The sequence below is a fragment of the Sphingomonas epibiotica genome (assembly GCF_039615155.1).
Taxonomy (GTDB): domain Bacteria; phylum Pseudomonadota; class Alphaproteobacteria; order Sphingomonadales; family Sphingomonadaceae; genus Sphingomonas.
The window spans coordinates 144,432-158,491 of the sequence record NZ_JBDGHY010000007.1 but is presented as its reverse complement, the minus strand read 5'-3'; the positions used below and the strand labels follow the sequence as shown (position 1 = coordinate 158,491).

At 65.7% G+C, this 14,060-nt stretch carries 12 protein-coding genes; 5 read left to right on the top strand and 7 right to left on the bottom strand.

Annotated features, from left to right (window positions below):
* Positions 1-31: 31 nt before the first annotated feature.
* From AAIO73_RS14990 to AAIO73_RS14980, 3 genes are all read right to left on the bottom strand, one after another.
* Positions 32-1,021, bottom strand: coding sequence for a glycosyltransferase (locus AAIO73_RS14990; protein WP_345879000.1), 990 nt, complete (start codon positions 1,019-1,021; stop codon positions 32-34).
* Between the two features lie 249 nt (positions 1,022-1,270).
* Positions 1,271-3,421 (bottom strand): cellulase family glycosylhydrolase, encoded by a 2,151-nt coding sequence (locus AAIO73_RS14985; RefSeq protein WP_345878999.1) that lies wholly within the window; start codon positions 3,419-3,421, stop codon positions 1,271-1,273.
* Positions 3,422-3,527: 106 nt separating this feature from the next.
* Positions 3,528-4,268: a WecB/TagA/CpsF family glycosyltransferase gene (locus AAIO73_RS14980; protein ID WP_345878998.1), complete on the bottom strand. Its 741-nt coding sequence runs from the start codon at positions 4,266-4,268 to the stop codon at positions 3,528-3,530.
* A gap of 123 nt (positions 4,269-4,391) precedes the next feature.
* Here AAIO73_RS14980 and AAIO73_RS14975 point away from each other — a divergent pair, with 123 nt between their 5' ends.
* Positions 4,392-4,829, top strand: coding sequence for a J domain-containing protein (locus AAIO73_RS14975; protein ID WP_345878997.1), 438 nt, complete (start codon positions 4,392-4,394; stop codon positions 4,827-4,829).
* Positions 4,830-4,885: 56 nt separating this feature from the next.
* On the opposite strand, the gene AAIO73_RS14970 is transcribed toward AAIO73_RS14975, so the two are convergent.
* From AAIO73_RS14970 to AAIO73_RS14955, 4 genes are all read right to left on the bottom strand, one after another.
* Positions 4,886-5,671: a hypothetical protein gene (locus AAIO73_RS14970; RefSeq protein WP_345878996.1), complete on the bottom strand. Its 786-nt coding sequence runs from the start codon at positions 5,669-5,671 to the stop codon at positions 4,886-4,888.
* 390 nt (positions 5,672-6,061) lie between these two features.
* Complete coding sequence (locus tag AAIO73_RS14965) at positions 6,062-6,604, bottom strand: Smr/MutS family protein (protein ID WP_345878995.1); 543 nt, start codon at positions 6,602-6,604, stop codon at positions 6,062-6,064.
* Positions 6,585-7,862 (bottom strand): murein transglycosylase A, encoded by a 1,278-nt coding sequence (gene mltA / locus AAIO73_RS14960; protein ID WP_345878994.1) that lies wholly within the window; start codon positions 7,860-7,862, stop codon positions 6,585-6,587. The genes AAIO73_RS14965 and mltA overlap by 20 nt, the downstream gene beginning before the upstream one ends.
* 5 nt (positions 7,863-7,867) lie before the next feature.
* The gene (locus AAIO73_RS14955; protein ID WP_526023811.1) at positions 7,868-8,512 is read right to left on the bottom strand and encodes a Tim44/TimA family putative adaptor protein; all 645 of its coding nucleotides are present in this window, start codon (positions 8,510-8,512) and stop codon (positions 7,868-7,870) included.
* Between the two features lie 179 nt (positions 8,513-8,691).
* Here AAIO73_RS14955 and secB point away from each other — a divergent pair, with 179 nt between their 5' ends.
* The 4 genes from secB (at position 8,692) to AAIO73_RS14935 (ending at position 13,889) form a co-directional block, all read left to right on the top strand.
* A complete protein-coding gene (gene secB / locus AAIO73_RS14950; protein WP_345878993.1) occupies positions 8,692-9,192 on the top strand; it encodes a protein-export chaperone SecB in 501 nt (166 codons plus the stop codon).
* A gap of 365 nt (positions 9,193-9,557) precedes the next feature.
* Positions 9,558-11,138 (top strand): murein biosynthesis integral membrane protein MurJ, encoded by a 1,581-nt coding sequence (murJ, locus tag AAIO73_RS14945; RefSeq protein ID WP_345878992.1) that lies wholly within the window; start codon positions 9,558-9,560, stop codon positions 11,136-11,138.
* Positions 11,139-11,150: 12 nt separating this feature from the next.
* Positions 11,151-12,155, top strand: a complete 1,005-nt coding sequence (gene trpS / locus AAIO73_RS14940; protein WP_345878991.1) for a tryptophan--tRNA ligase — start codon at positions 11,151-11,153, stop codon at positions 12,153-12,155.
* A gap of 102 nt (positions 12,156-12,257) precedes the next feature.
* Positions 12,258-13,889 (top strand): alpha-D-glucose phosphate-specific phosphoglucomutase, encoded by a 1,632-nt coding sequence (locus tag AAIO73_RS14935; RefSeq protein ID WP_345878990.1) that lies wholly within the window; start codon positions 12,258-12,260, stop codon positions 13,887-13,889.
* Positions 13,890-14,060: the final 171 nt, after the last annotated feature.

Here is a 14,060-nt window from a genome sequence, read left to right as displayed (position 1 = left end):
GGACGGTCGCACAGGGCCGTCCCGCCCCCGATCACTCGTCCGACTGGCGGAAAAATGCCAGTCGCCGGGTCAGGATCGGCCGGCCGATCCGTTCCCACAGCAAGGGCGACCGGTGCAGTCCGGCCAGCGCGTGGATCATTCGCACCTGCCAGCTTCCCGCCTCGCTGCGCGCCTGCTCGATTACCGGCCAGCCACGCGCAAAATCGCCCTTCACCATCAGCCGCGCCCCGAACCACGCCAGTTTGCGGCCCAGCACCTCGGGCCGCTGCCGCAGGAACGGCGCGAGATAGCCGTGCCGGTCGAGCGGATCGGCCTCCCCCCGGTCGACCGCCCGCGCGCATTGCACCGCGAAGTCCGACAGATAGGCTTGCAGCACCAGCTTCTGCGGATCGGCGCTCACCCCGCCCGCCGGCTTGAACCGCCGGTAGAGGATGTCTGGCACGATCGCATAATCGGCATGGCGCGAGATGCGCAGCCACAGGTCGCGGTCCTGCGCATAGCGGAAGAATTCGCGATAGCCGCCGACCTGATCGTACAGCGCTCGGCGGAACATGGTCTCGCCATGGGTGAACAGGTTGCGGGTCAGCAGCGCTTCGTGGAACGGCAATCCGGCGGGCGGGCGGAACACGAGCGTCCCGTCCCCCACCGTTTCGTCATCCTCCACCCAGCATCCGACCACGCCGATCGCCGGGTCGTCGATCAGCACCTGCGCCTGCCGCGCGACGCGATCGGGAAAGGACAGGTCGCCCGATCCGTGGATGGCGACGAAGGCACCGCTGCTGGCACGGATCGCGTCGTTGATCGATGCGACAAAGCCGCGATTGCCGCGCGAGATGACGGTCAGCCGCGGATCGTCGAACGCCTGCAGCTGTGCCAGCGTATCGTCGGTCGACCCATCGTCGACGATCACGACTTCCAGATTCGGATAGGTCTGCGCCAGCACGCTGCCGACTGAATTCCTCACCCGGCTGCCACGATTGTAGAAGGCACTCACCACCGACACACGGGGTAGGTCGGTCATTCGCTTTCCTCTTATCGTCCTACGGCGACCGTCCTGCCGGGCATCGTAGGACATCGGCGGCGCGAAGTCTGCCCCCGAATGTCAGGGCAGCCGCACCGCGATTGGCGGAATGTGAACCTGCATAAGCGACCGCCTTTACCCGCGGGTTAATGGGCCGGCCGGCACGCGTACCGCGGCCTGCACGAAACGCGGAAGGACCGCCCGCCCCTTGCCGGGACGGACGGTCCAGCCGGGCCGAGGCCCGTCGTTTCAGAGGATGAAGTCGCTGGCCGACAGCTTGTACTGGAACCCTTCCAGCCGGATGCCGAAATCGGCCTTGCCGTCGCCGTTCAGGTCGACCTCGATCTGGGTATAGTCGTCGATCCGCTCGTAGCGGAGCTGCCCGGCCTTGCGGCTGAAATCCGCGTCGCCGATGAAGGTCATCGCCTGATTGCCGCTGAGCTTGGTATTGGCGTCCATCGCCGAAAGGTCGATCACGTCCTCGCCGCGGGTGAAATCCATGATGCGGTCCATCGTGCCGCCCTTGGATTCATTGGCAGCAAGGAAGCGGAACGTGTCGCGGCCGGCACCACCGGTCAGCCAGTCGCGATTGGTCCCGCCGATCAGCACGTCGTTGCCGGCACCGCCGAACAACTGGTCCTCGCCCTCGCCGCCTTCCAGCCAGTCATTGCCCGCGCCGCCGGTCAGGATGTCGTCGCCCTTCAACCCGTAGAGATGGTTGCCGGCATCGTTGGCGGTCAGCTTGTTGGCGCTGCTGTTGCCGGTGCCGCGCCGCGCATCGCCCGCCAGCGTCAGGTTTTCGACATTGGCGGCCAGCGTCCAGTCGATCGAGGCGATGACGGTGTCGTTGCCTTCCTTATACCCCTCGATCGTCTGGTCGCCGACATTATCGACATAATAGGTGTCGTTGCCGGTCCCGCCGAGCATCCGGTCGGCGCCGCCCAGCCCGTCGAGCGTATCGTCGCCCCAGCCACCGCTCAGGATGTTCGCCATGGCGTTGCCGACGATGACGTTGTCCAGCTTGTTGCCGGTGCCGCTGATCGCGCTGCCGTCGAGCTTCAGGTCCTCGAACGACGTGCCCAGCACCCAGTCGACGGTGGCATGGACCAGGTCATGTCCCTCGCCGACCCGTTCGGTCAGCACGTCGAGGACATTGTCGACATAATAGATGTCGTCGCCCAGTCCGCCGGTCAGGATATCGGCCCCCGCCCCGCCGTCGAGCACGTCATTGCCCTTTCCGCCGATCAGCGTGTTGGCGGCGCTGTCGCCGATCAGTACGTCGTTGAACGCGCTGCCGACGACTTCCTCGATCGACACATATTTCACGCCGTCGAGCTTGACGGTGACGCCCGCCGTCGCGGCCGAGAAATCGACCTTGTCGTAATGGTCGGCGGTGCCGATACGCGGTGCCGACGACGCCGCATTGGCCGCCGTCCCAGTCGAAACCGGATTGGGCGCCCACAATTGCGCCAACCCGACCTCGTCGCTATCGGCCAGGTTCTTGAGCAGCGTGTCGAGCGACGCCTTGCCATTGCCGCTCTTGTCGAGCAGCCCAACATTATAGCCGTTGAACCACTTCCCCGCGCCCCAATAGGTGCCCGAAAGGCCGTAATCGTTCATCGCCTTGAGCATATTGTCGAGCGCGACCTGCCAGCGCGGATCGTCCGACGGCACGCCGAATTCGCCGATGAAGCCGCGCGCGCCCTTTTCCTCCAGCCATTGGACGAAGGCCTGCAGCCGCTTCACGCCGATATCGGCGGTTGCGCCTTCCTGGTCGTAGCTGCCGGCATAGGTGCCCGACTGGTTCTTATCGAGATAGAGATGCGCTTCGTAGACGATGTTGTCGGCCGGATCCTTGATGTCCAGATTGGGGTTGTTCGACGCCCAGTTGGTCGCATTGGCCCAGCTTTCGCCCTCGACGAAGATCGTCGTCTTGTCGCCCAGCGCGCGGATCGCGTCGACCGCCGCCTGTGCCGCGGCCGGCCACACCGTCTTGTTCGGCATGTTGTGCGGTTCGTTCATCAGGTCGTAACCGTACACCGCCGGCTTGTCGCCGACCGCATCGGCCAGCTTCGACCAGAAATCGGCGAACTTCTCGACCGGGACATCGGCGGTGCCGATCGCCTTGCCGGCGAACCGTCCGTAATTATGGACGTCGATGATGACCTTCATGCCCAGGCTCTGGGCATTGTCGAGGAACTTCAGCAGCCGCCCCAGTTCCTGTTCGTCCAGCGGCCCGCCCAGCTTGTCCTGCAGGCGTTCCCACTTGACCGGAAGACGGACGAGTTCGATCCCCTTCGCGGCGTAGAAGGCCAGATCCTTCAGCGACGGGTAGATATAGTCATAGCCATAGCGGTCGCCCTTGCCGAACTCCGCACCGGACAGGTTGATACCAAGCATTACAGACCCCGCATCCGTCGCAATATTGCGACCTTCCCGGGTGTTATGCTGGCTGCCCTGTCGATATTCGGTTGCGTGACGGGGCTAACGCGCCGTTCATCATCTTTTAATTGTTACGCTTGCGATCCTTTAGGACGCCGTACAGGAACCGCGGATTGCCAAGGACATAGCGGTTGAACATCCGCTTCGGCTCCAGCCCCAGCCGGTACAGCCATTCCAGCCGGATCGTGCGCAGCCAGTTGGGCGCGCGCGGAATCGCGCCGGAGGTGAAGTCGAGAAACGCGCCGACGCTCATCGACGCCATGCCGATCCGGTCGGCATGCCGCGCGGCAAAAATTTCCTGCCGCGGCTGGCCCATGCCGATCACCAGCAGATTGGCGCCTGACCGCGCAATCTCCTCGACCAGCGCCGGTTCGTCTTCCGGTTTGAAATAGCCGTCGCGTACGCCGACCACCCGGTGGCGCGGATAGCGCTCGGCGATGATCTCGCCCGCCTGCGCGGCGATGCCAGGGCGGCTGCCGAGCAGGAACAGGCGCAGCTCATGCCGGCTGCGTTCGAAGAAGATCGGGATGAAGTCGCTGCCATTGACGTTGGCCGGGAACGGCGCGCCGTAGAGCAGCTTGCGCGCCATATCGACGCCGATCCCGTCGTTCAGCACGAGGCTGCTCGCATAGGCGTCGACCAGCCGCCGGTCGTCGCGCGCCAGATTGACGCTATGCGCATTGCAGAAGGTGACGCTGGCACCGTCGGCGGCATCGATCCGATCGTCGACCGCCGCCACTGCTTCGTCAAAGGTCAGGACGGCGATATCGACCGGGCCGATCCTGCTGGTTTCCGCCTCGATCATGTTTGCTCCGTCGGGTTGGCACTGCGCGCAACATGGTGAACCCGGCGCTAAGCCTGTTGCTCAACCGCCCCGCAACCGCGTCCGTAGCAATGGCTTTGACGAATAGTCAATCGAGGCGGGACGATGACCGATACTGCCGATCCCTATACGGTACTCGATATCGATCGTGGGGCGGATGCGGACCAGATCAAGCGCGCCTTTCGCCGGATGATCGCACGGTCGCATCCCGACCGCTCGCCCGATGCCGATGCGGCGGACCGGGCGGCGGCGATCATCAGCGCCTACCGCACGCTGTCCGATCCGGAACGGCGGCGGATGGTCGACCGGCGTCGCGACCGGCACCCCGTTCCGCCGGGGGCCGAACGTCGACAGACCGTCCGGCGGGCGGCGGATCGGGCGGCGCTGTCGCGACAGCGCAACCTGACGATGCTGGTGCGCGACACGGCGGCGGCGGCGATCGCGGTCGTGCTGGTCGCCTATCTGCTGGCGCCCGATCTACGCGCCTATCAACGCGAACATCGCGACGGGAAAGCGATCGCGGCCGTTGCCGCCGTCCCTTAACGATAAAAAGCCCGGCACTTTCGTGCCGGGCTTTCCATGGATCGCGATGCGAACGCTTATGCGCTCGGGGTCGGATCGAAGGTCGAGTTGGCAGTGCCATAGTAGTAGTAGGTCACGCCGTTGATCTCGTTCGAACCCAGATAGGTGACCGAGGTCTGGCTGGTGAAGTCCAGCTGACCGCCAGGGCCGCCCTGCGGATCGCTGGCCGACGGACCGTTCGAACCCGAAATGTCGAGCACGTTGTTCTGGCCGAAGGTCACGGTCTGGTTCGAGTCGCTGTCGAAGATCATCGACGTGGTGACGAGCAGATCGTCGTCGCCGAAGTTGTTGATCGTGTCGCCACCCAGGTTCAGGCCCAGCGCGTTGTCATGGAACAGCACCTTGGCGCCGCCCGACAGGTCGAACGTGTTGTCGCCGACCGTGCCTTCGATCACGTTGGTGCGGCCGAAGGGCTCCCACAGGTTCTTCAGCGTGGCCGAGTCGGCATAGACGAAGCCACCGTTCTTGTTGCCCAGATAGCGCAGCTCGGTGATGTTCGCGTTGTCACCGGCGAGCTGAAGCTGGTCCTGACCGGCATTGCGACGGCTGGTGCGATCGATGTCGAGCACGCCGTTCGAACCGAACTGGATGAAGCCATCGCCATTGCCGTCGAAGATCTGACGGTTGTTGATGATCGAGTCGTTTGCGCCCCAGCCCAAGAACAGGTCGTTACCGACATTGCCATTCGCGATCACGAACGCGTTGGCGCCGTCACCGGCCTGGTAGGTGTCGCTGGTTCCGTTTGCGACCACGTCCTGCCGCGTTGCGGTGGAGATCAAAACGCTGTTGTCACCAAATGCCATATCACAATCCTCCTTGTTGCCCGGGAGGTGCGCGGTGGTCGACGATCGACCCCCTGCACCATTCAGTCCCCCTTTTCCGCGCAGTGGCAGGAAACAGGTTTTTCGAATGCCTTCCCCGGTTCAGCAACGTCTACTCGACGAGCACGGCATTTACTTTCGAGTAACCATTTCGTTCCCGGTCAGAGACATGCATTTACATACGTCCCGTTGCGGGACAGCACAAGCGTGGCGAAAATGTCTCAAACCGGGACTAACCCGTTGAAACCGCTGCTGGTTCCCCGCGCCGATATCTGGTCTGGTACGGAGGCGTTACGACCGGCGGTTGGCCGTGATTTTCGATGCCCCCGCCCCCCGGTTCGGCAGTCGGTTCCGACCCCTGCAGGGCGGTTCCTAGGGCGTCCGGTTGCGCCGCAAAATAAGGTAGAGCGCGCCCCCGCCGCCATGACGCGGATGCGCGCCGCGGATGGAGGCGATGCGGTCGACATGCCGCCCTGCAGCGATCCAGTCGCCGATCGCCGCGCGGATCGCGCCACGCGCATGGGGACGTTCGGATTCGGGGCGCGGCGGACGGCCCGTCACCACCAGCAGCACGCGGTCGCCGCGCGCGATCGCCCGCCCCAGTTCCTGATCGAGTCGCGCATGGGCGGTGGCCAGCGTGTGACCATGTAGATCGATGGTCGCATCCGGACTGACTAGCCCGCGCGCCAGCCGGCGGTCCCATCCGGCATCGAGTGTCTCGCCCGGTGTCCGCGCGGCACGAGCAGCTTTGGCGACCGGCGCGGCGACGACCCGCGCCGGCTTCGGCTTGGGCGCACCATGCGGTTCGAGCGGCGCCGTGGCAGCGACCGGTCGCGCGCCGTGCAACGGCTTTACCGCCGCGACGACCCGCGCCCACAGCGCCGCCTCGCCCGGATCAAGGCGTCGGCCGGCCACTCGCGATCCGTGCGACGGTCCCGATCGGCAGCAACAGCCACGCCGTGCCGCGCGCGCTCATCCCCCCGGCGATCGCCCGCGCCTCGTCGCCCGCACCCCAGAAGGTGTCGAAGCGGTTTGTGCCCTTGATCGCGCCACCAGTATCCTGCGCGACCCACAGGCCGGAGGCGTCGGTACGATCCATCGACAGGAACACCGGCGCGCCCAGCGGCACGAACCGCACATCGGCGGCGACGCTGGCATTGCCGGTCACCGGCAGGCCCATCGCGCCCAGCGGCCCCGGCCCGGTCAGTTCGCGAAAGAACACGAAGCTCTTATTCTCGCGCATCACCGCGCGCCCCTGTTCGGGATTGGCGCGCAACCACGCCATCAGCCCCTGCATCGACGCCTGATCCGGGCCGATCAGCCCACGGTCGCGCATCAGCTTGCCGATGCCGGTATAGTCGCGGCCATTCTGCCCGGCATAGCCGATGCGCATCACCCCGCCATCGGGCAGGCGCAGCCGTCCCGACCCCTGCACCTGCAGGAAGAACATCTCGACCGGATCGGCCGCCCACGCGATCTCCAGCCCGCGCCCGGCCAGTGCGCCTTCCTCGATCGCGGTCCGGTCGTAATAGGGTACGAACTTCGTACCATCGACACGGCCGCGTATCCGCTTGCCCTTCAGGTCCGCCGAGAACAGCCCGAGATCGGCCTCGACCAGATCGCCCGGCACACCATAGATCGGCGTTTCATACCCTGGCTGTCGCGTCCGCGACCCGTGGATTTCGGGTTCGTAATAGCCGGTCGCGAACGCCTTCCCGTCACCGACCTGCACGGCCTCGAACCATTGCGTGAAGAAGGTCCGCGCCTGCCCCGCGCCGACGCCCCGCGCGGCATCGCATGCCGCCTGCCAGTCGGCGCCCCGCGTCAACCCGGTCGGATCGGTCCGCCGTACCAGCGACGGACAGGAAATGCGAAACGCCGCCAACGCCCGCGCGGCGGACTCTTCGGTCAGTGGCAGCGAAGCGACCGGCGGTCCGGCCACGACGCCTGCCGTCAATGCGGTCGTCGCGCCATCGACGGCGACACCCCCGGTAATCGGCGGCAGCGGCACCGCCCCGGTCGGCTGACGCACCGCCACCGGTCGCTGCACCGGCGCTTGTGCGCGCGTCGGCGGGCGAGAAGACGTCGCCGTCTCCACGCCCCGCGGCACGATCGCATTCGAACAGCCAGCCAGCAGCAGCGCGGCGAGCGCCGCCAATCCCCCCTTGCGCATCGACGTCAGGCTTCGTCGGTATCGGCAAGCTTCCAGTTCGGGTCGTTGCTCTTGAGCACCCGCAGGAAGGTCCAGACGTCATGCGTCTCGACCGCGTCGGACATCGACCCGGCAACGATATTGCCCTCGGCGTCACGGGTGATCGCGGCGATATCGGCATCGAAGCGTACCGACACGCGCGCCACGCCACCCTCGACCGACGCCTCGGTCACGACCGCACGCTCGATCGACACCAGCCGGTTGTCGAGCACATGGCCCGCCGCGTTGCGATCGGCGATCGCCTGCGCAAAGGCTTCGCGCACATCGCGCTCGGTCAGCCATTCCAGCGTCGCCTCGTCACCCTTCCAAAAGGCTTCGAGGATCATGCGATAGGCCGACTTCGCACCTTCGATGAACTGTGCGACGTCGAACGACGGATCGGCAGCGATCAGCGAGCGCAGGCCGCTCTCCGCCCCGCTCTCGACATGGCGCGGACCTAGCACGCGTGCTTCGGGTGTCACCTCGATCGGGCGCGCGACCGGCGGCGTCGCGATCCGCTCGTCCGCGGTCCGCGGCAAGGGTTCGTGACCGGTCCGCTTCCCCAACACGGCATAGAGCCGCATCGCCAGAAACGCCGCGACCATTGCGAGCAGGACGACAAAAACCACCATGCCTTCACTTCCTTCCATCGATCGGACATAGGACCGAACGAGCGCGGATACAAACGGCGTGACGGCCATAAGTTCGCCGGGGTGGTCGACCCGTTGAATCACGGTCGGGCCGCTGCTAGTCCGCGCCATCTTAACGCGGGAAGCGCCAAAGCTATCCGCCCGAGCCGACAGGGATCGACATGGACGAACAGAACGCCGCAGGCGGCATCGACGCCTTTGCCAACGGGGACGACAGCCAGCCGTCGGTCAACGTCATCACCCAGTACGTCAAGGATCTCTCGTTCGAGAATCCGAGCGCGCCGGGCGTCTATCAGATTGCCGGCCAGCCCAAGCTGGACGTGCAGTTCAACATCGGTGCCAACCAGGTCGGCGACGACGTCCACGAAGTGGTGCTGAAGATCGAGGCGCGTGCCGAGGTCGAGAATCAGGTCATGTATCTGGTCGACCTGTCGTTCGCTGGCCTGTTCGGCCTGCGCAACATCCCGGCCGAGCACCTTCAGCCCTTCCTGCTCGGCGAAGCGCCGCGCATCCTGTTCCCCTTCGCCCGTCGCGTGCTGGCCGATGCGGTGCGCGACGGCGGCTTCCCGCCGCTGCTGCTCGAACCGATCGACTTCGCGCAGCTCTATCTGTCGCAGGCCGAACAGCAGGGCGCGCTCGGCGAAGTCGCCGGCCACGCCTGATCTTTTCCGGGCGGCGGGAGCGGACGTCGGTCCGATCGACAATCGAGGACGCCGACTGCCATGCAGCTGGGTGACACGCAGTTTCGGCCACTCCTACCCCCGCGCAGGCGGGGGTCCAGGGTCACGAATGTCGGCCTGTCGTTATCCCGCCCCGTCGTCTGTTCGAGATCGCTGCGAACGTCGCGAACGCAGCCAACTCCTCGCCGTACCCCGGCGAAGGCCGGGGTCCAGTTGGGGAACGTCAGTGATATGCGGATAGGCCTTTCTGACTGGAGCCCGGCCTTCGCCGGGGTACGGATCGGCAACTGCCGCAAAAGTCTCGCCTGGCAATGCGCACGGCCGGCGGTTCGATCGGCCATGAGTCCATGAAACTGGCGAAATCGCTGGGGTCGGTCGGCGGACTGACGCTGGCCAGCCGCGTGCTGGCGCTGGGCCGCGACTCGCTGCAGGCGACGTTCGTCGGCGCAGGCTTCGCGTCGGACGCGTTCCTCGTCGCCTTCCGCCTGCCCAACATGTTTCGTGCTCTCTTTGCCGAAGGCGCGTTCAACGCCGCCTTCGTGCCGCTGTTCAACAAGAAAGTGGCCGAGGGCGACGCGGCGGCGGAGGGTCAGGGGCTGCCCGCCGGCATCGCCTTTGCGCAGGCGGTACTGTCGGTATTGTTGCCGGTACTGGTCGCCGCGACGATCGTCATGCTGATCGGTGCATGGCCGCTTACGTACCTGCTCTCGGGCGGGTTCAACGACCCCACCCCCGCGCAATTCGCCTATGCCGTCACGCTGTCGCGGATCACCATTCCCTATCTCCTACTGATCTCGATCGTGTCGCTATTGGGCGCGATCCTCAATTCGCTCGACAAATTCTGGGTCAATGCCGCCGCGCCCATTCTGCTCAATGTCGCGATGGTCGCCGGCCTACTCTTCTTTCACGGCCCCGATCCCTATGCGACGGCCCGCGTACAGGCATGGGCGGTCACCGTCGGCGGCGCGTTGCAGCTCGGCTGGCTCATGTTCGCCTGTCGACGGGCCGGCGTGTCGCTCCGCCCGCAGCGCCCGCGCCTGACTCCCGACGTGCGCGCGATGCTGCGTCTCATCGTCCCCGCTGCGATCGGCGCGGGGGCGATGCAGATCAACCTGCTAATCTCGACCGCCTTGTCGGGGCGGCTGCTCGATCAGGGATCGATTTCCTACATCTATTATGCCGACCGGCTGAACCAGTTGCCGCTGGGGCTGATCGGCATCGGTCTTGGCACCATTTTGCTCCCGACGATTTCCCGGCAACTGGCGCGGAAAGAAGACGCGGCGGCGATGGACACGCAGAATCGCGGCATCGAACTGGCGCTGCTGCTGACGCTGCCCGCGACCATCGCCTTCCTGACCGTCGCCGAACCGATCATCCGCGCCCTGTTCCAGCATGGCGCGTTCGGACCGGAAGATACGCTGCGCAGCGCCCAGTCGCTCGCCGCCTTCTCGCTCGGCCTGCCCGCCTATGTCCTGATCAAGGTGATGACGCCGGGCTTTTATGCGCGACAGGATACGCGGACCCCGGTGCGCTTCGCGATGCTCTCGATCGTCGTCAACATCGTCCTCAACCTCGCGCTGATCCCGACCGTCGCGCATATCGGCCCGCCGCTCGCCACGGCGGTTTCGGCATGGGTCAATTTCGCGATGCTGTACGTGACGCTGCGGCGGCGCAAGCATTTCGCGTTCGACCGGCAACTGACCCACCGCCTGCCGCGCTTCGCCATCGCCGCGCTGCTGATGGGGGCGGCGCTATTCTTCGCCGATCGCATCGTCGGCCCGTGGACGACCGGCGAAGTGATGACCCGCATCATCGGCATGGTCGCGCTCGTCGGCGCCGGTGCCATCGTCTATGGCCTTGCCTGCCTTGCCACCGGAGCGTTCCGGCTGGCCGATCTCCGCGCGCTGCTGCGTCGGCGCGCCGCCTGATAGGAAACAGAAATGCGTGTCGTCTCCGGCATCCAGACCACCGGCAATCTTCATCTCGGCAATTATCTGGGCGCAATCCGCAACTGGGTACGGTTGCAGGACCGGATGGGCGCGGATGATGTCTGCCTGTTCTTCCTCGCCGACCTCCACGCGCTGACCGTGACGCAGGATCCGAAGGTGATGGCGTCGAACACGATCGAGATGGCGGCGACCTTGCTGGCAGCCGGGATCGATCCCGACCGCTCGATCCTGTTCAATCAGGCGCGGGTGCCCGCGCATAGCGAACTGGCGTGGATCCTCGGCGGCACCGCCCGCGTCGGCTGGCTCAACCGCATGACCCAGTGGAAGGACAAGGCCGGCAAGAACCGCGAAGGTGCCAGCGTCGGCCTGTTCACCTATCCGGTGCTGCAGGCCGCCGACATCCTGGCGTACCGGGCGACGCATGTCCCTGTGGGTGAGGATCAGAAGCAGCATCTGGAACTGGCGCGCGACATCGCCACCAAGTTCAACCTCGATTTCGACGTCGACCTGTTCCCGCTGCCCGAACCGATGATTCCGGAAGATACCCCACGGATCATGAGCCTGCGCGACGGCACCGCGAAGATGTCCAAGTCCGATCCGTCGGACATGAGCCGCATCAACCTGATCGACTCGGACGATCAGATCGCAACCAAGTTCCGCAAGGCCAAGACCGACCCCGAACCCCTACCCTCCGAAGTCGCCGGCCTCGCCGAACGGCCCGAAGCACGCAACCTCGTCACCATCTATGCCGCGCTGGCCGGAGAGACGTCGCAGGACGTGCTCGCCAACTTCGGCGGCCAGGGGTTCGGTGCATTCAAGCCCGCGCTGGCCGATTTGGCGGTCGCGAAGCTCGGCCCGATCCGCGACCGGCTGTTGGCGCTGCTCGATGATCGCGCTGCCGTCGGCGCAACGCTGGCGAAGGGCGCGGCAAAGGCCGATGCACTGGCCCGCCCGACGCTGCTCGCCGCCCAACAGGCACTGGGACTGCAAGTTTGAATATTTGTTTTAGTTAATCGAGTGCCACGGCCAAATATATGTTGTCCGTGGCACCTTCGTCACCTTATGCGTTCGGCAAGGCCACTACAGGGGAAGCCGTTCGTGACCAGCACCACCGTCGAAACCAAGCCCTTCACTGACCAGAAGCCCGGCACGTCGGGCCTGCGCAAGAAGGTGCGGGTATTCCAGCAGCCTGGCTATGCCGAAAACTTCATCCAGTCGGTGTTCGACGTGGTCGAGGGCAAGGACGGCGCGACGCTGGTGATCGGCGGCGACGGCCGTTATCTGAACCGCGAGGTTATCCAGACCGCGATCCGCATGGCCGCCGCCAACGGCTTCGCCCGCGCGATCGTCGGACAGGGCGGCATCCTGTCGACCCCTGCCGCCTCCAACGTCATCCGCCAGCGCGGCGCGATCGGCGGCCTCGTCCTGTCGGCCAGCCATAATCCCGGCGGCCCCGACGAAGATTTCGGCATTAAATACAATGTGTCGAACGGCGGCCCCGCGCCCGAAAGCTTCACCGACGCGCTCTACGCCCGCACGCTGGAGATCGACCGCTACGTCATCAGCGACGTGACCGGCATCGACCTCGACACGCTCGGCGAACGCGATGTCGACGGCCTGACCGTCGAGGTGATCGACTCGGTCGCGGCCTATGCCGACTTGATGGAGACGCTGTTCGATTTCGCCGCGATCCGCGACCTGATCGCCGGCGGCTTCCGCCTGTCGTTCGACGCGATGAGCGCGGTCACCGGTCCCTACGCGACCGAGATCCTCGAACGCCGGCTCGGTGCCGCCGCCGGGACCGTCGTCAACGGCACCCCCCTGCCCGATTTCGGCGGGCATCACCCAGACCCGAACCTCGTCCACGCCCACGAACTGTACGAGCGAATGATGGCCGCCGACGGGCCCGATTTCGGCGCAGCCTCGGACGGCGATGGCGACCGCAACCTCATCATCGGTCGCGGCATTTTCGTAACGCCGTCGGACTCGCTTGCGGTCCTCGCCGCAAACGCGCATCTGGCGCCCGCGTACAAGGATGGTATCGCCGGTATCGCCCGTTCGATGCCGACCTCCGCCGCCGCCGACCGCGTGGCGCAGGCGCTGAACGTGCCGCTCTACGAAACGCCGACCGGCTGGAAGTTCTTCGGTAACCTGCTCGACGCCGGCCTCGTCACCATTTGCGGCGAGGAAAGTGCCGGCACCGGTTCCAACCATGTCCGCGAAAAGGACGGGCTGTGGGCGGTGCTGCTCTGGCTCAACATCCTCGCCGCGCGCCGACAGCCGGTTGCTGAAATCATGGCCGACCATTGGGCGCGCTATGGCCGCAACTATTATGCGCGCCACGATTATGAGGGCGTCGAACAGGCCGGTGCCGACGCGCTGATGGCGTCGCTGCGCGTCCGCCTCGCCACCCTGCCCGGCACGGCGATCGGTGACCTGGCCGTCTCGGAAGCCGACGACTTCGCCTATCACGACAGCACCGACGGATCGGTCAGCCGCAAGCAGGGCATCCGCATCCTGTTCGCCGATGGCTCCCGCATCGTGTTCCGCCTGTCGGGCACCGGCACCCAGGGCGCAACGCTGCGCGTCTATATCGAACGCTACGAGCCGGCCGAGGGCGACCTGGCACAGGAGACCGGTAACGCACTGGCGCCGCTGGTAGCGGCCGCAGAGACGATCGCGTCGATCGCCCAGCATACCGGCCGCAACGCGCCGGACGTCATCACGTAAGAACAAGCGGATTCACGCGAAGGCGCGGAGGGGTTGCGAAATCGGCAACACCTCCGCGATCGGGAGACCGTTGCATTCATGGCCGCTGCATAGAAAAGGCCGCCGACGCGGATACGGCGTTGAGCGAACGCAACCCCTCTGCGCCTCTGCGCCTCTGCGCGAACCAATTCT